Source organism: Herbaspirillum frisingense GSF30 (assembly GCF_000300975.2).
GTDB lineage: Bacteria > Pseudomonadota > Gammaproteobacteria > Burkholderiales > Burkholderiaceae_D > Herbaspirillum > Herbaspirillum frisingense.
On record NZ_AEEC02000019.1, the window covers coordinates 73141 to 92669 of the forward strand.

17 protein-coding genes and 2 pseudogenes are annotated in these 19529 nt (G+C 62.6%); 4 read left to right on the forward strand and 15 right to left on the reverse strand.

From position 1 onward, the window contains the following. The first annotated feature begins 17 nt into the window (after window positions 1-17). Entirely contained in the window at window positions 18-521 is a 504-nt protein-coding gene (locus HFRIS_RS14355) for an Lrp/AsnC family transcriptional regulator (RefSeq protein ID WP_006464116.1), read from the forward strand. A gap of 37 nt (window positions 522-558) precedes the next feature. On the opposite strand, the gene HFRIS_RS14360 is transcribed toward HFRIS_RS14355, so the two are convergent. From HFRIS_RS14360 to HFRIS_RS14390, 8 genes and pseudogenes are all read right to left on the reverse strand, one after another. Continuing rightward, a complete protein-coding gene (locus HFRIS_RS14360; protein WP_006464117.1) occupies window positions 559-1323 on the reverse strand; it encodes an enoyl-CoA hydratase in 765 nt (254 codons plus the stop codon). 119 nt (window positions 1324-1442) lie between these two features. After that, window positions 1443-2639, reverse strand: a complete 1197-nt coding sequence (locus tag HFRIS_RS14365) for an acetyl-CoA C-acyltransferase (protein ID WP_006464118.1) — start codon at window positions 2637-2639, stop codon at window positions 1443-1445. 29 nt (window positions 2640-2668) lie between these two features. Then, window positions 2669-3193: pseudogene (locus HFRIS_RS25695) on the reverse strand (endonuclease domain-containing protein). Further along, window positions 3085-5472 (reverse strand): 3-hydroxyacyl-CoA dehydrogenase/enoyl-CoA hydratase family protein, encoded by a 2388-nt coding sequence (locus tag HFRIS_RS14370; protein WP_006464119.1) that lies wholly within the window; start codon window positions 5470-5472, stop codon window positions 3085-3087. The pseudogene HFRIS_RS25695 and the gene HFRIS_RS14370 overlap by 109 nt, the downstream one beginning before the upstream one ends. Window positions 5473-5687: 215 nt before the next feature. Beyond that, window positions 5688-7478 (reverse strand): acyl-CoA dehydrogenase C-terminal domain-containing protein, encoded by a 1791-nt coding sequence (locus HFRIS_RS14375; RefSeq protein WP_006464120.1) that lies wholly within the window; start codon window positions 7476-7478, stop codon window positions 5688-5690. An 18-nt stretch (window positions 7479-7496) separates the two neighbouring features. After that, window positions 7497-8216: a TetR/AcrR family transcriptional regulator gene (locus HFRIS_RS14380; protein ID WP_006464121.1), complete on the reverse strand. Its 720-nt coding sequence runs from the start codon at window positions 8214-8216 to the stop codon at window positions 7497-7499. Between the two features lie 216 nt (window positions 8217-8432). Then, complete coding sequence (locus HFRIS_RS14385) at window positions 8433-8894, reverse strand: hypothetical protein (RefSeq protein WP_039875871.1); 462 nt, start codon at window positions 8892-8894, stop codon at window positions 8433-8435. A 97-nt stretch (window positions 8895-8991) separates the two neighbouring features. Next, window positions 8992-9366, reverse strand: a complete 375-nt coding sequence (locus HFRIS_RS14390) for an RNA-binding S4 domain-containing protein (protein WP_006464123.1) — start codon at window positions 9364-9366, stop codon at window positions 8992-8994. Window positions 9367-9693: 327 nt separating this feature from the next. Here HFRIS_RS14390 and HFRIS_RS25830 point away from each other — a divergent pair. The 3 genes and pseudogenes from HFRIS_RS25830 to HFRIS_RS24840 form a co-directional block, all read left to right on the forward strand. Further along, window positions 9694-9963: pseudogene (locus HFRIS_RS25830) on the forward strand (phage late control D family protein); the annotation flags it as partial. Between the two features lie 80 nt (window positions 9964-10043). Beyond that, window positions 10044-10505: a hypothetical protein gene (locus tag HFRIS_RS25835; RefSeq protein WP_338033743.1), complete on the forward strand. Its 462-nt coding sequence runs from the start codon at window positions 10044-10046 to the stop codon at window positions 10503-10505. Window positions 10506-10612: 107 nt separating this feature from the next. Next, window positions 10613-11623 carry an SEL1-like repeat protein gene (locus tag HFRIS_RS24840; protein WP_244436299.1) on the forward strand — a complete coding sequence of 337 codons (1011 nt, stop codon included), beginning with the start codon at window positions 10613-10615 and terminating at the stop codon, window positions 11621-11623. 114 nt (window positions 11624-11737) lie between these two features. Here the strand turns inward: HFRIS_RS24840 and HFRIS_RS14415 are convergent, their stop codons facing one another. From HFRIS_RS14415 to HFRIS_RS14445, 7 genes are all read right to left on the reverse strand, one after another. Further along, window positions 11738-12913, reverse strand: coding sequence for an acetyl-CoA C-acetyltransferase (locus HFRIS_RS14415; protein WP_006464126.1), 1176 nt, complete (start codon window positions 12911-12913; stop codon window positions 11738-11740). 148 nt (window positions 12914-13061) lie between these two features. Then, the gene (locus tag HFRIS_RS14420) at window positions 13062-14225 is read right to left on the reverse strand and encodes a phospholipase D-like domain-containing protein (RefSeq protein WP_006464127.1); all 1164 of its coding nucleotides are present in this window, start codon (window positions 14223-14225) and stop codon (window positions 13062-13064) included. Window positions 14226-14227: 2 nt separating this feature from the next. Further along, window positions 14228-15025 carry an endonuclease/exonuclease/phosphatase family protein gene (locus tag HFRIS_RS14425; protein WP_006464128.1) on the reverse strand — a complete coding sequence of 266 codons (798 nt, stop codon included), beginning with the start codon at window positions 15023-15025 and terminating at the stop codon, window positions 14228-14230. A gap of 54 nt (window positions 15026-15079) precedes the next feature. Beyond that, window positions 15080-15583 carry a dihydroneopterin triphosphate diphosphatase gene (nudB, locus tag HFRIS_RS14430; RefSeq protein WP_006464129.1) on the reverse strand — a complete coding sequence of 168 codons (504 nt, stop codon included), beginning with the start codon at window positions 15581-15583 and terminating at the stop codon, window positions 15080-15082. A gap of 51 nt (window positions 15584-15634) precedes the next feature. Continuing rightward, the gene (locus HFRIS_RS14435) at window positions 15635-16540 is read right to left on the reverse strand and encodes a LysR substrate-binding domain-containing protein (protein WP_006464130.1); all 906 of its coding nucleotides are present in this window, start codon (window positions 16538-16540) and stop codon (window positions 15635-15637) included. A 143-nt stretch (window positions 16541-16683) separates the two neighbouring features. Next, window positions 16684-17913: a metal-dependent hydrolase family protein gene (locus HFRIS_RS14440; protein WP_006464131.1), complete on the reverse strand. Its 1230-nt coding sequence runs from the start codon at window positions 17911-17913 to the stop codon at window positions 16684-16686. 8 nt (window positions 17914-17921) lie between these two features. Further along, complete coding sequence (locus tag HFRIS_RS14445) at window positions 17922-19223, reverse strand: MFS transporter (protein WP_039875837.1); 1302 nt, start codon at window positions 19221-19223, stop codon at window positions 17922-17924. Between the last annotated feature and the right edge of the window lie 306 nt (window positions 19224-19529).

Genomic DNA, 19529 nt, shown 5'->3' on the forward strand with positions numbered 1-19529 from the left:
GGTGATAAGATCTCCCCATGCGTCCCACAGAACCAATCGACCGCACTGACATCAAGATTCTCGAACACCTGCTGCGCGAGGGGCGTTGTTCGAACGTGGAACTGGCCGAAGCGGTCAACCTGAGCCCCAGCCCTTGTCTGACCCGCACCAAACGCATGGAAGAAAGTGGTGTCATCGCAGGTTACGGCGCACAGATCGCGCTGGAGAAACTGGGCAGCCATGTCGTGGTGTTTTCCGAGATTACACTCGGCAGCCATCGCCCGGCCGACTTCCGCAAGTTCGAGCAAGGTGCGGCCAGATATGCGGAGATCGTCGAGTGCTACAACGTCAGCGGGGGCTACGATTATCTGCTCAAGATCATCTCCCCCACGGTGTCCTTGTTCCAGGAGTTGATGGAGAGACTCCTGGAGGACGAGATCGGCATTGAAAAGTTCGCCAGCCGCATCGTGCTGCGCCATCCTTATGGGCAGCGCAGCGATCCGGTGGCTGTGATTGCGACGGGAAAGAGCAGCTGGAAGTAGCGACGCACCATCCGAGGACAGCCCGCCGCCAGCTGGCTCAGGAAAACCGGCTGAAGTCCGGCTTGCGCTTCTCGAAGAAGGCGGTGAAGGCCTCCTTGGCTTCCGGCTCGGTGAGCATGCGTGCGAAGTGTTCGATCTCGGTCACCATCTGCTGCTCGGTGGCGGTGACGCGGTTCTTCTTCATCAATTGCTTGGTCACGCGGATCGAAGCGGCCGGCAAGGCGGCCAGCTTGGCAGCCTGCTTTTGCGCATAGGGCAGCAATTCTTCCAGCGGCAGGACGCGATTGACGAAGCCCATCTGCGCGGCCTCGTCGGCACCGAAGGCTTCGCCCAGCAGGAGCTTCTCGGCAGCACGCTGATAGCCAGCGATATGCGGCAGCAACAGTGAAGAGGCGGCTTCCGGGCAGAGCCCCAGTTGGGTGAAGGGCATCGAGAATTTGGCATTGTCCGCCGCATAGACCAGGTCGCAATGCATGAGCAGGGTGGTGCCGATACCGACCGCCACACCCGAGACCGCCGCCACGATGGGCTTGCTGGCATGGCTGATCTGCCAGAGGAACTGGAACACCGGCGCGTCCTGGGTCTTGGGCGGGTTCTTCAGGAAGTCTTCCAGATCATTGCCGGCCGAGAAGGCCTGTGGCTTGCCGGTGAAGAGGATGGCGCGCACGGCGCTGTCGGTCTCGGCTTCCTTCAGGGCATCGGCCAGTTGCTGGTACATGGCGGCGGTGATGGCGTTCTTCTTGTCTTCACGGTCGAAATGGATGCTCAGGATGCCATCGGCCTTGCTCAGTTGGATATCCATCTGCGCGGTCTCCTTGAATTTTATAAATGATTTAGCTTGTTTGAAGCTCAAGCAGGAACCAATGAAAAAGCCGCACGGCGTGAGCAGTGCGGCTTTTCATCAGCGCTTGTGCATGCAGATCAGACGCGTTCGAAGATGCCCGCCGCACCCATGCCGGTACCCACGCACATGGTCACCATGCCGTACTTCAGGTTCTTGCGGCGCAGTGCATGGATGGTGGTGGCCGCACGGATGGCGCCAGTGGCGCCCAGCGGGTGACCCAGGGCAATCGCACCGCCCATGGGGTTGACCTTGCTCGGGTCCAGGCCGAGATCACCGATGACGGCCAGCGCCTGGGCGGCGAAGGCTTCGTTCAGTTCGATCCAGTCGATCTGGTCCTGGGTCAGGCCGCCGGCCTTCAGCGCTGCCGGAATCGCTTCCTTGGGACCGATGCCCATGATCTCCGGCGGCACGCCACGCACGGCGAAGGAGACGAAGCGCGCCAGCGGGGTCAGGTTGAACTGCTTGAGGATCTTCTCGGAGACGATGATCAGCGCGCCGGCGCCGTCGGAAGTCTGCGAGCTGTTGCCGGCGGTGACGCTGCCCTTGGCGGCGAAGACCGGCTTCAATTTGGCCAGCGCGGCCAGGTTGGAATCGGCACGCGGACCTTCGTCCAGGCTGACGGTGCGGGTCTTGATGTCGATCTCGCCGGTACCCAGGTTGGGGAAGCGTTCGACGATCTCGAACGCGGTCATCTCGTCGTTGAATTCGCCAGCCTGCTGGGCAGCGATGGCCTTCTGGTGCGAGGCCAGCGCGAATTCATCCTGCGCTTCGCGCGAGACCTTCCACTGCTGTGCCACCTTCTCGGCGGTCAGGCCCATGCCGTAGGCCATGCCGACGTTCTCATCCTTGAAGGCATTGATGTTGATGGAGGGGTGGAAACCCATCATCGGCACCATCGACATCGACTCGGCACCGGCGGCGATCATGACATCGGCTTCGCCGACGCGGATGCGGTCGGCAGCCATGGCGATGGCGGTGATACCGGAGGCGCAGTAACGGTTGATGGTGACGCCGCCGATGGTATTGGGCAGCCCGGCCAGCAATACGGCGTTACGCGCCATGTTCAGACCTTGCGCACCTTCGGGGAAGGAGCAGCCGACAATGGCGTCCTCGATCAGCTTGGGGTCCAGGCCGGGCACCTGCGCCACGGCGGACTGGATGGCGCGCACCAGCAGGTCGTCCGGACGGGTGTTCTTGAACATGCCACGCGGCGCCTTGCCGATGGGGGTGCGGGTGGCGGCGACGATGTAGGCGTCTTGCAGTTGTTTGCTCATTCAAAATCTCCTTGGACTCTCCCTCCCCCTCAAGGGGAGGGCTGGGGTGGGGATGGGTTCAATGCATTCCAGATTGCCTGAACGACCACATCCGTCTCATTCAATACTTCGTTATTCCAAAAGCGTAGAACCGTGAAGCCTGCCTGATCCAATTTCGCAGTCCGGTTCTCGTCATCCTGATTGCCGACATGCTGCGCGCCATCTACTTCAATCACCAGGCGCCGTTCCAGACAGACAAAATCGAGTACGTAATTTTCAAAGGGGTGCTAACGGCGAAATTTCACTTCAAGCTGCTGGCCGCGTAGACGATGCCAGAGCCTTTGCTCGGCTTCGGTCATGGTCTTGCGCAGCTGCTTGGCTGCAAGTTTCGTGAAGTCGTTGGTCTGGCCTTGCATTTCAACCCATCCCCACCCCAACCCTCCCCTTGAAGGGGAGGGAGCGTTCTTTAATTGCGTACGGGCTTGCCGGTTTGCATCATGCCCATGATGCGTTCCTGGGTCTTGGGATGGTTGAGCAACTCCATGAAGAACTTGCGCTCGATGTCGAGCAGCCATTGTTCGTTGACGATGCTGCCCTCTTCCACTTCGCCACCGGCGACGGTCTCGGCGATCATCTTGCCCAGCTTGAAGTCGTGGGCCGAGATGAAGCCGCCGTCCCGCATGTTGACCAGCTGCGCCATGATGGTGGCCAGGCCGTTGCGGCCGATCACCGGCACCTGCGGCGGCAGTTGCGGACGATAGCCGGCGTCGAACAGCGCGCGCGCTTCCACCTTGGCCACATGCAGCAATTCATACGGGTTGAAGACGATCACGTCATCCTCGCGCAGGTAACCCAGCTTGCGGGCTTCCAGCGCCGACTTGGAGACGTTGGCAGTGGCCGCGGCCAGCATGTATTCCTTCAGGAACTGCAGGATGTCGTTGCCCTTGGCTTCCTTGGCGGCACGCACAGCCGCTTCCTTCAGGCCGCCACCGGCCGGGATCAGGCCCACGCCGACTTCCACCAGGCCGATGTAGGACTCGATGGAGACCACACGCTTGGCGGTATGCAGCAACAGTTCGCAACCACCGCCCAGGGCCAGGCCGGCGACAGCTGCGATCACCGGCACGCTGGCGTACTTCAGGCGCTGGTGCGCCTGCTGCAGCTGGTGCACCACCGGTTCGATGGCCTTGACGCCACCGGACATGAACAGCGGCAGCATCGACTGCAAATCGGCACCGGCCGAGAAGGCGCCGCCTTCGGCCGCATCCGGGTGCCAGATCACCAGGCCCTTGAAGTTCTGCTCGGCTTCGGTGACGGCCTTGTTCATGCCGTCGATGACACCCTGGCCGATCACGTGCATCTTGGTCTTGAAGGACAGGATCAGGACATCGTCGTTCTGATGCCAGATGCGCACCGATTCGTCTTCGAAGAAGGTGGTGCCGGCGCTCTTGCCGTCGGCGGCGCCTTCGCCCACCAGCGGGGCGCGGAAGGCCTGGCGCTGGTAGACCGGCAGTTCGGAACGGGCCACATCGGCCTTCTTCGAGGGCGACCAGGAACCCTTCTCCGAGTGCACGCCATCGCGGCCATCGAAGACCCAGTCCGGCAGCGGGGCATTGGACAGCGCTTTGCCGGCATCGATATCTTCCTTCACCCATTGCGCAATCTGCTTCCAGCCGGCGGCCTGCCAGGTCTCGAAGGGACCGACGCTCCAGCCGAAGCCCCAGCGCATGGCGAAGTCCAGGTCGCGGGCGTTGTCGGCCACCGATTCCAGGTGCACGGCGATGTAATGGAAGGCGTCACGGAAGATGGCCCACAGGAATTGGCCCTGAGGATTGGTCGAATCATGCAGCGCCTTCATGCGCTTGACCGGATCCTTTTCCTTGAGGATGCGGGCGATGATGTCATCGGCCTTGGCACCACCCGCCACGTAATCGCCCTTGGCCGGGTCGATGCGCAGGATGTCCTTGCCCACCTTCTTGTAGAAACCGGCACCGCTCTTCTGGCCCAGTGCTCCCTGCTCGACCAGCTTGGCCAGCAGCGGCGGGGTGGCATAGGAAGAGAAGAAGGGATCATCCTTCAGGTTGTCCTGCATGGTGCGGATGACGTGGCCCATGGTATCCAGACCCACCACGTCGGCGGTGCGGAAGGTGCCGGACTTGGCGCGGCCCAGCTTGGCGCCGGTCAGGTCATCGACCACGTCCACCGAGAGACCGTATTTGTCGGCTTCGATGATGGTGGCGAGGATGCCGAATACGCCCACGCGGTTGGCCACGAAGTTGGGGGTATCGAAAGCGCGTACCACGCCCTTGCCCAAGGTGGTGGTGAGGAAGGCTTCCAGCTGGTCGAGGATGTGCGGTTCGGTAGACTGGGTCGGGATCAGTTCGACCAGATGCATGTAGCGCGGCGGATTGAAGAAGTGCACACCGCAGAAGCGCGCCTTCAGGCCGGCATCAAAACCTTCAGACAGTGCATTGATCGACAGGCCCGAGGTGTTGGAGGCAAAGATGGCCTTGGGGCCGATGTGCGGAGCGACCTTCTTGTAGAGGTCATGCTTCCAGTCCATGCGCTCGGCGATGGCTTCGATGATGAGGTCGCAGCCTTCCAGCACGGCCAGGTCATCCTCGTAGTTGGCGACCTGGATCAGGGCCGCGTCGTCCTTGTTGCCCAGCGGGGCCGGGCTGAGTTTCTTCAGGTTTTCGATGGCGCGTTGCACGATGCCGTTCTTCGGGCCTTCCTTGGCCGGCAGGTCGAACAGCACGACTGGCACGCGGGCATTGATGCAGTGGGCGGCAATCTGGGCACCCATGACGCCGGCGCCGAGCACGGCCACTTTTTTGACGATGAAATTGGACACGCAAATCTCCTTTGCTGGTGCTGCAAACATGAAACATGAATTCGGGGCCTGGCAGGCTGCCGCACCGCCGGTGCGAGCGACTACTGTACGCCTTCCGGCAGAAGGTCACAGCATGCCTTGCAGGGGTGACACCGACATGACGCCATGCCGGGCCACATTGCGGTAGATCAACGCCGCCGCGGGACAACAGACCCGGCGGCGGCGTGGTGTTGCGGTCAGAACAACTCGGCGTCCAGGGCCATCAGGTTGGCCGCGCCGGAACGGGCCTGGCGGATCAGCATGGCGGTCTCCGGCAGCAGGCGGGCGAAGTAGAAGCGCGCCGTGGCCAGCTTGGCGGTGTAGAAGGCGTCACCGCTGCCCTGCTTCTCCAGCGCGATCTTGGCCATGCGCGCAAACAGATAGGAGAACACCAGGTGGCCCACCACGCGCAGGTAAGGCACGGCGGCGGCACCGGCTTCGTCCTGGTTGGCGAAGGACTTCATGCCGATTTCCATGGTCAGCTTGCTCACCTTGTCGCCGATGTCGGCCAGCGGGGTGATGAATTCGGACATGGACTCATCGGTGCCATGCTCTTCCACGAAGGCCTGGATTTGTGCGCCGAACTTCTTCAGCTTGGCGCCGTTGTCCATCAGGATCTTGCGGCCCAGCAGGTCCAGCGACTGGATGGTGTTGGTGCCTTCGTAGATCATGTTGATTCGGGCATCGCGCACGTATTGCTCCATGCCCCACTCGGCGATGTAGCCATGGCCGCCATAGACCTGCAGGCACTCGGAGGTCGCCGTCCAGGCATTGTCGGTCAGGAAGGCCTTCACCACCGGGGTCAGCAGGGCCACGATATCGGCAGAGTCCTTGCGGACCTGTTCGTCGGGGTGGCTCAGTTCCTTGTCCAGTTCCAGAGCGACATAGGAGGTGAAGGCGCGACCACCTTCGGCGAAGGCCTTGGCGGTCAGCAGCATGCGGCGCACGTCGGGGTGCACGATGATCGGGTCGGCCGGCTTGTCGGCGGCCTTGATGCCGGACAGGCTGCGCATCTGCAGGCGGTCCTTGGCATAGACCAGGGCGTTCTGGTAGGCCACTTCGGTCAGGCCCAGGCCCTGCATGCCCACACCGAGGCGGGCCGCGTTCATGAACACGAACATGGCTTGCAGACCCTTGTGCGGCTGGCCGATCAACCAGCCGGTGGCGCCGTCCAGGTTCATCTGGCAGGTGGCGTTGCCGTGGATGCCCATCTTTTCTTCAATGGCACCGCAGAAGATGGGATTACGCGCACCCAGCGAACCATCGGCGTTGGGCAGGAACTTCGGTACCAGGAACAGGGAAATGCCCTTGGAGCCTTCCGGAGCATCCGGCAGGCGTGCCAGCACCAGGTGGATGATGTTGGCGGAGACGTCGTTTTCGCCGGCCGAGATGAATATCTTGTTGCCGGTGATCTTGTAGGCGCCGTCGGCCTGCGGTTCTGCCTTGCTGCGCAGCAGGCCCAGGTCGGTACCGCAATGCGCTTCGGTCAGGCACATGGTGCCGGTCCACTCGCCCGAGACCAGCTTGGGCAGGTAGAGCTGCTTCTGTTCTTCCGAACCGTGCGCGTGCAGGCACTCGTAGGCGCCGTGCGACAGGCCGGGGTACATGGTCCAGGCCTGGTTGGACGAGTTCAGCATCTCGTAGAAGGAATTGTTGATCGTCAGCGGCAGGCCCTGGCCACCGAATTCGGGATCACAGGACAGCGCCGCCCACCCGGCTTCCACGTACTGCCGGTAGGCCTGCTTGAAACCCTTGGGCGTGGTGACGGCCTTGGTCTCGCGATCGAAATGGCAACCCTCGCGGTCGCCCGAATGGTTCAGCGGGAACAATACTTGCGAAGCGAACTTGCCGCCCTCTTCCAGCACCTGGTCCACCAGCTCGCGGTTGGTGTCGGCATGCGGTGGCAGTTCTTTGAACACTTCCTCGACATTGAGCAGCTCGTGCAGCACGAATTGCATGTCGCGCAAGGGGGCGTTGTATTGGGGCATGAATGTCTCCGGACGGGTTTAGGCTGCCTTCCTGGCAGCCGATTTTGAATTCTTGGCGGGGGTGGCACCGTTGCTGGTGCTGTTGCTGGCACTGTCGCTGCCTTGCGGGCGGTAGCTGTCGATCAGGCGGCGGAAGCTGGCCTCGGCACGCTCCACGCTGCCGGGAATGTGCAGGAAGCGCGCATCGTGGTGCAGGGCCAGGATCAGGCCATACATTTCATAGACCATCTGGCTGACCTCGATGTCGGGCCGCAGATGGCCGGCTTCCATGGCCTGCTTGATGCAGCGCTCCAGCGCATCGCGCCAGGCCTGGACCATGGCCACCAGGTGATCGCGGATGGCACCGGGACGGTCGTCGTATTCGACCGCGCCGCTGATGTAGATGCAACCCAGCGCGATTTCCACCGTGACCTGCTTGATCCAGCGCGCGAACATCCCTTCCAGGCGCGGCAGGCCGCGTGGTTCCTTGATGGAGGGATAGAACACATCCTGCTCGAAGCGGTTGTGATACAGCCGCACGACCTCGATCTGCAAGTCCTCGCGGGAGCCGAAATGGGCGAAGACGCCGGATTTGCTCATCTTCATCTTTTCGGCCAGCAAGCCGATGGTCAGCCCTTCCAGGCCGTCACGGCTGGCCAGTTCCAGCGCCACATCCAGGATGGCGGCACGGGTCTGCTCACCCTTGCGCAGATACTTGGGCCGGGTGGGCGCGGTGGTCACCTTGCTTGTCTCAGTCATCGTTATCTCTTTGATATCCGTCGTCAGGTCGCGACGGGAAGGAACCGGTTCGGCGGGTGCGGCTCGGCGGCCGCTGTCTTGAACCCTGTCTGCGCGACGTGAATAAACCTTCACGCAGAATTTATTCGAACGATCGTACTATTATTCATCGCGCTGCAAAAGTCAAACAAAAATTCAGCGCGGCTTGCAAGGGCGATTTTGCTGCCCGGCAAGCCCTCAGGAAGCCCCGGGCGGGGCGCTGGTGGCACCCAGCAGGTCGTGGGCGTCCAGCAGGGCATAGACGATGGTGGGGTTGTTTTCCAGGCACTTGCGAATGGCCGCCGGGATGGTATCGCGGGTCTTGCGGCACAGCCCTGGCTGTTCGGCCAGGTGGATCTGCAGGCCGCGCACGGTGCGCACTTCGTTGGGACCGGGACTGATATGCAGACGGATGCCGAGATTCTTGCGCATGAGACTGCCCACATGCAGCAGTTCGTCATAGGTCGTCACCCGGGTGATGCGTTCGATCAGGCGCTTTTCTTCCTCGCGGGTCAGCCACAGCACGCGCGCCTCGGGCGCATGCAGGCACTCCAGCAGCGCTTCGCGCTGGCAATCGCAGGCACCGGGCGGGCATTCCTTGCGGAGCGGCCGCGCCACCGGCATCGGCTGTGCGGATTCGGAGGGGACTACCTGGGACATCTGCACCTTCACACCTACGTTGGAGAAAAGACAGGCCATGGACAGCGGCCCTTATCTTACAACGAGCTTGTGGCGCGGTGGCGGCCGCCCTGCCGGGTCAGGACGAGGAACGATCCAGCAGCCGACGGTCGCGCTTGGTGGGACGGCCCTTGATTTCAGCCGAGGGTTCGCGGAACAGGCGATGGCGTTCGGCCTGGGTCGCACGACGCTGGACGCTCTCCTCCGTCTCCTGATAGAGCGTGGCCGCGACCGCCGCCGAACCGCGTTTGTCGGCGATGCCGATGACCAGTACTTCCCATTCGGTGGCGCCGTTGTCGATATCCAGGCGGTCCCCAGGCTTGACGCTGTGAGCCGGCTTGGTGCGCTCGCCGTTGAGCCTGATGCGGCCACGATCCACGGCTTCAGTGGCCAGCGAACGCGTCTTGAAGAAGCGTGCGGCCCAGCACCATTTGTCGATGCGGGTGGTGTCCATGTAGCAGATAAGGAGAAATTGCGAGCAGTAATTATCGATATTTTTTGGGAAAAGAACACAAGAAAATCGGGAAATCCGGCCTTTCTTTCGTGAGCGCCTTCCCGACCAGGCGCGTCTACTTATGCTGTGCGGTTTGCTCAACCTGCCGCCATCGAGTCCGACTCAGCCATGATAGACCCACGATCCGCCCTCTCCGCAGCCTTTGCCAAGACCATCCTCTCCCGGGAAAACCGGCCGATACGATTGCGCTGGAGCCAGCGCGAAACCCATTTCGAAGAGTTGCTGCTGGTGCAGCGCGTCGAGATCCGCGAAGCCATGTTCGAAGGCATGCACGGACATCTGACCTGCATCTCGATCGACCCCGATCTTCCCCTGCACGAATTGCTCGGTCAGCCGCTCGGCATCGAGATGGTCAACGACCGTGGTGGCCTGCATCACATCAACGGGATCATCACCGAGGCCCGCGCCGGGCAGGCAGACGGTGCGCTGCGCGTCTACCATCTGACACTACGCGATGCGATGTCGATCATGGATGGGCGGATCAACAGCCGCATCTTCCGTCGCAAGAGCGTCCCCGACATCCTCCACATCCTGCTGCGCGAATGGCGTCTACGCAGCCCCGCGCTGGCCCATGCCTTCTCATTCGATCTCCATCGGCTCGACCAGCGACGTTACCCATGCGCTACGAGATCGGCGAAGCCTTCGACAAGATCCCTGAAGGGCTCACCAAGGATGATGGCGTGTTCCGCTTCCACTATCTCGGCACCCCGGTTCCTCAAGCACCGGAGGCCAAGTACGCTCCCGACTGGCGTGTCCCCCAAGGCGTGATGCGCGAAGTTCCGATGCCTGCTCGCGAGTTGCACTCCACCGGCCTGCTCCCCGCTCCCGCCACCGGCATCTGGCACGGTAGCGTCGATCCGGCTCACCCCCTGGCCAAGGTCTTCAACCAGTGGTACCGCCAAAGCTATGTCGAGGAAGGGCAGGCCTTTCCCGATCCACGTGACCGTGGGCTGGATATCTCTCCGAAAGATATCCAATGGCGGTGGCTCGATCAGGCCAATCGACCACAACCATCGGGGCGCAAAGAAATTACGATCCGTAACTTTTCTTATCTCGAAGCAATTAAGAAAGGTGCCTGAGGGATCAGGATTTGACAGGCACGCGCCGAGGGAGTGACGGAAATCTTTCGCCAATTGTTGGGTGAGCGGACTGCCAGCCTTCGATCAACTTAGAACGCCAAACACTAATGCTTTTGAATACGCCCAAAATCTCTTCTTGGATGACGCTGTCTGCCTTCGCTATTTCAACGGCACTGATACCCGCATGCAGTCTGAGCAACCTTCCTCGCAACATGACCCTAAAGACATTTGACCCCCATCGCGAAGAGTTCACCTGTAACTACGAGAAATCTGCCGAACCGGCGCTCAACCAAGAGGCGGAGGCCTGGTTTAGAAAAGGCTTGGCGCTCACCAGCTTTGACCTTTGGCCTGATGATCGGGAGTTCAGTAAGGCGGCAGCCCTCTGGAGTAAGGCGAGCGAAAAGGGACATTGGCAAGCCACACTCAACTTGGCAAGTCTTTATATCAGCGGAAATGGCGTCGTCAAAGATACCGAGCGTGCTGTTCAACTTGTTGAGGAGGCTATCCCCGACGGCTTTGTCCTTCCTGATGAGCCGCAGGGTGGCCATCTGGTCCAGCATCTACACACCGATGCCGTCATGGGTGGTTATTGGCTTGCCCAACTGCGCAAGCCCGTCACACCCAGACAAGTCGCATGGAATGCTGCGCAGGTACCCATGCGCTACGAGATCGGCGAAGCCTTCGACAAGACCCCTGAAGGACTCACCAAGGATGACGGAGTTTTCCGCTTCCACTATCTCGGCACCCCGGTTCCTCAAGCACCTGAAGCCAAGTACGCTCCCGACTGGCGTGTCCCCCAAGGCGTGATGCGCGAAGTTCCGGTGCCTGCTCGCGAGTTGCACTCCACCGGCCTGCTCCCCGCTCCCGCCACCGGCATCTGGCACGGTAGCGTCGATCCGGGTCACCCCCTGGCCAAGGTCTTCAACCAGTGGTACCGCCAGAGCTATGTCGAGGAAGGACAGGCTTTTCCAGACCCGCGTGATCGTGGGCTGGATATCTCTCCGAAAGATATCCAATGGCGGTGGCTCGATCAGGCCAATCGACCACAACCATCGGGGCGCAAAGAAATCACGATCCGTAACTTCTCTCAAGTCGAGACTACTCAAACAAACTCTTGATTATTCGATATTGGAGTGATCGCCAGCCATATGAAAAAAAGCGCCGGCTCGCAAGCCGGCGCTTCTTCATATTTCCTCGAGACAACAGTTATCGCGTCAAGACTATCCTCGGATTCAACGCTCCACCGCCAGCGCCACACCCATACCGCCGCCGATACAGAGGCTGGCCAGGCCCTTCTTGGCGTCCCGGCGCACCATCTCGTGCAGCAGGGTCACCAGCACGCGGCAGCCGGAGGCGCCGATAGGGTGGCCCAGGGCGATCGCGCCGCCGTTGACGTTGATCTTGCTGGTGTCCCAGCCCATCTGCTTGTTCACGGCGATGGCCTGGGCGGCAAAGGCTTCGTTGATTTCCATCAGGTCCAGGTCCTGCGGGGTCCAGCCGGCCTTCTTCAGGGTCAGCTGCGACGCGGGGACCGGGCCCATGCCCATGATGCTGGGGTCCAGGCCGGCCGAGGAGTAGGCCTTGATCCTGGCCAGCACCGGCAGACCCAGTTCGGCCGCCAGCTTGGCGGAGGTGACCACCACCGCGGCCGCGCCGTCGTTGATGCCGGAAGCATTGCCGGCGGTCACGGTGCCGGCCTTGTCGAAGGCCGGGCGCAGGCCGGCCAGGGCTTCGGCGGTGACGCCGTGCTTGACGAATTCGTCCGTGTCGAAAACCACGGTTTCCTTCTTGCCCTTGATCTCGATGGGGACGATCTCATCCTTGAACTTGCCGGCCTTTTGCGCGGCTTCGGCCTTGTTTTGCGAGGCGGCGGCGAAGGCGTCCTGTTCTTCGCGGCTGATCTCGAACTTCTTGGCGACGTTCTCTGCCGTGATGCCCATGTGGTACTGGTTGTAGACGTCCCACAGACCGTCGACGATCATGGTGTCGGTCAGCTTGGCATCGCCCATGCGGAAGCCGTCACGCGAGTTGTTCAACACGTGGGGCGAGGCGCTCATGTTTTCCTGGCCGCCGGCGATGACGATCTGGGCGTCGCCGCAACGGATGGCCTGGGCCGCCAGTTGCACCGCCTTCAGGCCGCTGCCGCAGACCTTGCCCACCACGAAGGCAGGGACCATGTCTGGCAGGCCGGACTTGATGACCGACTGGCGCGCCGGGTTCTGTCCCAGACCGGCCGTCAGCACCTGGCCGAGGATGACTTCGCTGATCGCTTCGGGCTTGATGCCGGTCTTGGCCAGCAGGGCCTTGATGACTTGCGCACCCAGATCGGCTGCTGCGATCTTCGACAAGGCACCGCCGAATTTGCCGATCGCCGTTCTCTGTGCTGCGACAATGACCACATCATCCATAACTCGCTCCTTTTATTGAAATGGCAGGAAGCCGCGCGCGGCTGCCTGTCGAAAACCGGGATGGTCATCCTATCCCATTTCAGCTGCGAATGCGATACGGTGAATCTTCGGTAAATCAAGCCAGGGCGAGATAGAGGCAGGGCCTCCCTCAGGCATCTTTTCCGAGGGTGATGATGTGGATGACCGTCCGATAGAGGAGGAAGGCCGCGCCATAGGCGGCGCGCTTGTACCAGGGCACATGCAGAAAGTCCGACAGGTGCACCACCCGGCCCAGGGCGGCGCCGGCTTCGATCTCCTGGCGCAGGTAGCCGGCGAAGGCCGGGTCCTGGACCACCACGTTGGCTTCCTGGTTCACGAACAGGGACAGGCCATCATAGTTGCTGGAGCCGACCGTGGCCCACTTGTCGTCCACCACGGCCACCTTGGCGTGCAGCTCGGTATGGGTGTATTCCACGATGCGCACGCCGGCACGCAAGAGCTTGGGATAGAAGGAATGCGCCACCGCATCCTGCATCAGGAACTGCCCCACGCCCAGCAGCAAGGTCACCTTGACGCCGCGCATGGCCGCCTCTTCCAGGGCGCGCCGCATCTTGCGGCCGGGTGCGAAATAGGGATTGGCGAGGAATGCGCTCTCGCGGGCGCGCCCCAGGGCCTGCAGATAGGCGCGCTGGATGGTGCGGCGGTTGCGGAAGTTGTCGCGCACCACCAGCGCGGCCTGGGTCTGGTCATGTACCGGGCCGCTATGGCCATGGCGCAGACGCCTGAAATTGCGCCAGCGCGCCTTCAGTTTCATGCGGCCCACGCGCAGCCACTGGGCCTGCACTTCCCGGTAGATATCCTGCACCAGCGGTCCGACGATGCTGACGGCAAAATCCCAGCGCGGCGCCGGCAGCGGCATCGCATGGTCGCGGTCGGAGACCATGTCGTCATTGATGTTGAGTCCGCCGACGAAGGCCACCTGGCGGTCCACCACGCACAGCTTGCGATGACTGCGCGCCACGCCGCGCCGGAACCAGGGATTGAAGGACCGATGCTGCACGCCGACGGCACTCAGGGCGAGGCGCAATTTGTTAGTGTTTTCGCGACCGGTGCCAAGCCAGTCGTTGATGACATACACCACCACGCCACGCCCGGCGGCGCGTTGCAGCGCCTCGCAGACCAGCACGCCGGTATCGTCGAGCGAAAAAATATAAGTTTCGAGGTAGATCTCGACCCGGGCCGCATCAATGGCGGTGATCAGGGCCGGATAGAAACCCGCGCCACTGTGCAGCAAGGCAATCTGGTTGCCGTCGGAAAAGGCGAGGTGGCGCAAGATCAGGCCAGGTGCAGTTCGGTGACGATGGGCGCGTGGTCGGACAGGCGCGCCCACGGTCCATCCTTGAGCACCTGCGCCGTTTCCACGCGGAAACCACGGACATAGATGCGGTCCAGTCGCAGCCACGGCATCATGGCCGGGAAGGTGCGGGCCGGGCGGATCGGTGCCGACAGGCCACCCAGCCGGCGCAGGCCCTGCATGACGCCTCGGGCGTTCGGTTGCGGCTGGTCGAACACCTCGACCACGCCCAGGTTCTGGTACAGCGTGCGGCTGAGCTGGTTGGTCCAGTCATTGAAGTCGCCGGCGATCACCAGCGGCGCGTCCGGTGGCGAGGACGTACTGACCGCCTGCATCAGTGCATCGGTCTGGCGGCGACGTCCACCGGCGAACAGGCCCAGGTGGATCACGTAGCAATGGACGTCCACGCCTTCCACCGGCACCACGCAGTGCAGGATGCCGCGCGATTCATAGGCATGGTCGGAGACGTCCTGGTTGCGGATGGAGGCGATTTCGAAGCGGGAGATCAGGGCGTTGCCATGGTGCCCATGGTCGTACACGGCATTCATGCCGTAGGCCGCGTGGTGGGTGTCGCCGGCCAGATATTCGTGCTGGCCCTGCTGCGGCCAGTTGGCGGCGTGGCGCAGGGCATTGAGGTCATGCCGGCCCTGTACTTCCTGCAGGAACAGGATGTCCGGGTCCAGTTGCGCCAGCGCCTGCTTGAGCGCCAGGATGCGCGGCCGTCCGGCAAAGGAGGTCACGCCCTTGTGGATGTTGTATGTGGCAATGCGCAGCTTCATCGATGCAACCTTTCTCTTCTTCTTGTCCGGTTCCGTCCTGGCGCTGCTGTCGGGCTAGTCGGCCAGGTAGCTGGGCAATTGCAGGATTGCCTCCGCATTGGACGGCGAGAAACAGCGGTCGGCCGCTTCGCGGTAAGGCAGCCAGGCGTAGCGTGTGTGTTCGCGCGGGGCGAGCGTCACCGGGATGTCACGCGGCACCAGCAGGCCGAAGACATGCTCGGTGTTCCTGGTCACGCCGGGCGCATAGCGGTGCCGCCAGACCGGATAGATGTCATAGATGTTGGAAAGTTGCCAGTCGCGCAGATGCGCACGCGGCACGCGGTTTCCGCCATCACCGCTGGATTCTACGCCGGCGTCGGCGACGATGATGCCGGTTTCTTCCTGCACTTCGCGTCGGGCAGTCTCCGACAGCTCTTCATCGGGATAGTCCTTGGAACCGGTCACCGATTGCCAGAAACCGGGCTGGTCGGTGCGTTCGATCAGCAATACGTGGTGGTCGGCGCTGTGGATCACCACCAGCACCGATTCGGGAATCTTGTAGGGCTTGGCTTGCGTCATGGGGCTGTCCGGGCTGCAGCAAAGCCTCCATTGTATCGGGACGGCGCCGACTCAGAGCAGGGACGCTTCGCTCTCGGCCACCAGCCAGCTGCGAAAGGCACGCGCAGCAGCGTGCTCAATACGGTCGCGCGGCCAGACGGCGTAATAGCCGCCCCCCAGGCTGGCGCTGGCCTCGCAGGCGCGCACCAGCAGCTCCTGTTCCATACAGGCATCGATCATGTGGCGCCAGGCCAGCACGATGCCCTGCCCTTCCATGGCCAGCTGCAACAGCACGGGGTATTGGTTGGACAGGATCTGGTGCTCGATGCGGACATCGGGCATGCCGTTGTGGGCCATCCAGTTTTGCCAGGACATCCATTGCCGCTGGCCATCTTCCAGCATCAGCAGAGTCTCGTGGCGCAGCTCGGCCGGGCTCAGGGTGCGGCCGTCCAGATAGGCGGGCGAACAGACCGGGAACACCTCTTCGTCATACAGCCGACGCGCCGCCATCCCTGAGGGTGGGCCGTCGCGCAGGAAGTAGATGCCCATGTCGAAGTCGGTCTCGGAGAGCTGCGCCAGACTGTCGTTGACGATCAGGCGCAGGTGGCAATCCGGGTGCAGCGCCCGAAAGCGCGCCAGCCGGGGCGTGAGCCACAGCACGGCCACGCCCTGCGAACAGGCCACCGTCAACTCCTGGTGGCCCTTGCGCTTCATGATGTCTTCGGTGGCCTCGGCACAATCGACCAGCAGGCGCTGCACCAGGGCGGCGTAGCGCTGGCCGCTTACCGTCAGGCGCAATGCACGAGGTTCGCGCAGGAACAGCTTCTTGCCCAGGAAGCGCTCCAGCTGGGCGATCTGACGGCTGATGGCGCTTTGTGTGAGGTGCAGTTCAGCGGCGGCACGCGTAAAGCTGCCGTGCCGCATGGCGGCTTCGAAGGCGATCAGTGACGGCAGGGGAGGAAGGGGTGATATACGCATGGTCGGCGCTCCGGCTCGGTTCTTTCAACAGACCATGATGGTAGAGCGAAAAGCATGCCCGCCGCTGCTTTCCTGATGGCGATCGGGAAAGCAGCGGCGCAGGCAGGGCAGCAGCCGTGATGGCCGCCGTGCGGATCGAACGATCAGCGACTGCGGTGGATGTGGCCGGACTGCATGACCAGCGACAGGTGCTCGCCCTGCCCGGTCAGGAGCGTGATGTCCTGCAGCGGATTGCCGTCGACCACGATCAGGTCGGCCAGCGCGCCGGCGCGCACGGTTCCCAGTTCACCTTCGCGCTGCAGGATGGCGGCGGCAATCGAGGTTGCCGAGCGGATGGTTTCCAGGTTGCCCAGGATCTCGGCGCGGATCAGGAATTCGGTCGATTGATCCTGGTGCATCTCGCCCAGCAGGTCGGAGCCGAAGCCCATCTGCACGCCATGTTCGGCATAGATGCGCAGCGAGTCACGACCGGCCTGACGCACCGATTCGATCTTGGCCACCGAATCCGGCGGCAAGCCCAGGCGGGCGCCGTCGCGGGCCAGCGAATCGTAGGTGACCAGTGTCGGCACGACGAAGGCACCATGCTCGCGCATCACGCGGGCGGCATCGGCATCGACCAGGTTGCCATGCTCGATGGTGCGCACGCCGCACCGCACGGCGCGCGAGATGGCGCGACCGGTGTAGGCATGTGCCATCACATAGGTCTGAGCGGCCTCGGCCTCGGCCACGATGGCGCGGATTTCATCCTCGCTGTATTGCGTGTTGCCGATAGGATCGGTGGGCGATGCCACGCCGCCGGAGGCCATGATCTTGATCTGAGTCGCGCCCTTCTGCAGTTCTTCGCGGGCGGCCAGACGCACTGCGTCCACGCCATCCGCCACACGGGCGATGGCACCGGCGCGGAAGGCGCAGGAGCAAGGCTCCAGCACATCGGAACGTGGACGGAAGTCACCGTGACCACCGGTCTGCGACAGCGCCTTGCCGGAGGGGAAGATGCGCGGACCCGGCACCAGGCCGATGGCAATGGCTTGCGCCAGGCCCCAGTCGGCGCCACCGGCATCACGCACGCTGGTGAACCCGCGATTCAACATCGCCTCGACGATGGGCAACGCGCGGATGGAGGTCAGCGAACCCGGCTGCAGGGCATTCAAGCCCAGGTTGGCCAGCGAGGCCAGCACGTGCACGTGGCAATCGATCAGGCCCGGCATCACGGTCTTGCCGGCCACATCGATCACGCGTGCGCCCGGGACATCCAGCGGCGTGGCGGAGACATCGATGATGCGATCTTTTTCGATCAGGACATCATGGCGCGGGAACAGGCTGCCGAGCGCTGGATCGAGGACGTTACCGCCCTTCAGGAGAATCTTGGTCATGGCGAAAATCAATGTTGTTGCAGATACTGCGGCTCACGCACGAAGCGGGTGCCGACAAAGCTGATGGCGGCCGCGATCATCACGTAGAAGGCCGGTGCCATGGTGCTGCCGGTGGCGGCGATCAGCCAGGTGATGAAGAACGAGGCAAAGCCGCCGAAGATGGTCACGGCCAGGTTGTAGGCTACCGACAGGCCGGTGGAGAGCACCTTGGCCGGGAACAGTTCCGAGAACGCCGCCAGGATGGGGCCGGTGTAGGCCGCAATCAGGGTGCCGAAGACCAGCTGGAAAATCAGCAGCGTCGACAGGCTGGGCGCGCTGTTGATGTAGGCGAACATGGGATAGGCCAGCACCAGGATCAGCGCGGCCGAACCGGAGAGCAGCGGACGACGGCCGATGCGATCCGCCATGCGACCGACGATGGGCGCCAAGACCATGATGCAGAGTCCACCCACCATGCCGGCGATGAAGCCGGTGGTCTGCGGCAGCTTCAGGACCTTCACCGAATAGGTCGGCATGTAGAACAGCAAGACATAGGTACAGACCGTCCACAGGATCACCATGGAGAAGCTGGCCGAGGTCTCGCGCGGGAAGTTGCGGATCACTTCCTTCAGGGGCGAGTCGGTCTTGTCCTTTTCTTCGAGGAAGGTCGGGGTCTCTTCGAGGTGGTTACGGATGTAGTAGCCGACCGGGCCGATGATGATGCCCAGCAGGAAGGGCAGGCGCCAGCCCCAGCTGGACAGCGCTTCCGGGCTCAGGCTGGAGGTGACGAAGGTACCGACGGCGGCGCCCAGCAGCACGGCCACGCCGATGCTGGCCTGGATCCAGCTGGAATAGAAAGCGCGTTCGCGCTCAGGTGCATATTCGGTCAGGAAGGCGGTGGCGCTGCCCATTTCGCCGCCGGCCGAGAAGCCCTGCAGCAGACGTGCAACGACGATGATCAGCGGCGCGAACAGGCCGATGCTTTCATAGGTCGGCGCCAGGCCGATCATGGTGGTACCCACCGCCATCAACAGGATGGTCACTGACAGCGCTGCCTTGCGGCCCACGCGGTCGGCGTAGATGCCCAGCAGGATGCCACCCACCGGGCGCATGAAGAAACCGACGCCGAAGGTGGCCACGGCCAGCAGCAAGGAAGTGAGGTCATTGCCGGTCGGGAAGAACAGTTTGGCGATGATCACCGCGAAGAAGCTGTAGACGGTGAAGTCGAACCATTCCAGGCCATTGCCGATGACGGTGGCGATGATGGCGCGGCGGCGCTGGTGATTGCTGACCAGCGGCATCCCGCTGGCTGGTAATGTCGTTCCTTGCATGCTTTCCCCTCATGTCGGACGTTGAATATCCGGCCGATGATAGGGTGCGAGGGGGCCTGGCGGAAATGATATCTGTGCATGCCGCCATGCTTGCAGCGCATGCATGGATTCAGGTTCCGGGAAATGTAGACTCAAGAACCACAAGCGGGTCCTCACGTGAATCCATCTGGAACCGTTCGGACTGAGTAGGCCCTTCAGGGCCGTATCGAAGACGCTCCTGCGAGGGTCGGCGAGCAGGCAAAGGCGTGCCTTCGATACGCGGCGATGCCGCTACTCAGGAAGAACGGACGTCGGGTCGCAGCGACG

What these genes read in the sequence shown, in the direction of transcription:
- HFRIS_RS14355 (WP_006464116.1), top strand. Translation starts at nt 18, where the DNA reads ATGCGTCCCACAGAACCAATCGACCGCACTGACATCAAGATTCTCGAA.
- HFRIS_RS14360 (WP_006464117.1), bottom strand. Translation starts at nt 1,323, where the DNA reads ATGGATATCCAACTGAGCAAGGCCGATGGCATCCTGAGCATCCATTTC.
- HFRIS_RS14365 (WP_006464118.1), bottom strand. Translation starts at nt 2,639, where the DNA reads ATGAGCAAACAACTGCAAGACGCCTACATCGTCGCCGCCACCCGCACC.
- HFRIS_RS14375 (WP_006464120.1), bottom strand. Translation starts at nt 7,478, where the DNA reads ATGCCCCAATACAACGCCCCCTTGCGCGACATGCAATTCGTGCTGCAC.
- HFRIS_RS14380 (WP_006464121.1), bottom strand. Translation starts at nt 8,216, where the DNA reads ATGACTGAGACAAGCAAGGTGACCACCGCGCCCACCCGGCCCAAGTAT.
- HFRIS_RS14385 (WP_039875871.1), bottom strand. Translation starts at nt 8,894, where the DNA reads ATGTCCCAGGTAGTCCCCTCCGAATCCGCACAGCCGATGCCGGTGGCG.
- HFRIS_RS14390 (WP_006464123.1), bottom strand. Translation starts at nt 9,366, where the DNA reads ATGGACACCACCCGCATCGACAAATGGTGCTGGGCCGCACGCTTCTTC.
- HFRIS_RS25835 (WP_338033743.1), top strand. Translation starts at nt 10,044, where the DNA reads ATGCGCTACGAGATCGGCGAAGCCTTCGACAAGATCCCTGAAGGGCTC.
- HFRIS_RS24840 (WP_244436299.1), top strand. Translation starts at nt 10,613, where the DNA reads ATGCTTTTGAATACGCCCAAAATCTCTTCTTGGATGACGCTGTCTGCC.
- HFRIS_RS14415 (WP_006464126.1), bottom strand. Translation starts at nt 12,913, where the DNA reads ATGGATGATGTGGTCATTGTCGCAGCACAGAGAACGGCGATCGGCAAA.
- HFRIS_RS14425 (WP_006464128.1), bottom strand. Translation starts at nt 15,025, where the DNA reads ATGAAGCTGCGCATTGCCACATACAACATCCACAAGGGCGTGACCTCC.
- nudB (WP_006464129.1), bottom strand. Translation starts at nt 15,583, where the DNA reads ATGACGCAAGCCAAGCCCTACAAGATTCCCGAATCGGTGCTGGTGGTG.
- HFRIS_RS14435 (WP_006464130.1), bottom strand. Translation starts at nt 16,540, where the DNA reads ATGCGTATATCACCCCTTCCTCCCCTGCCGTCACTGATCGCCTTCGAA.
- HFRIS_RS14440 (WP_006464131.1), bottom strand. Translation starts at nt 17,913, where the DNA reads ATGACCAAGATTCTCCTGAAGGGCGGTAACGTCCTCGATCCAGCGCTC.
- HFRIS_RS14445 (WP_039875837.1), bottom strand. Translation starts at nt 19,223, where the DNA reads ATGCAAGGAACGACATTACCAGCCAGCGGGATGCCGCTGGTCAGCAAT.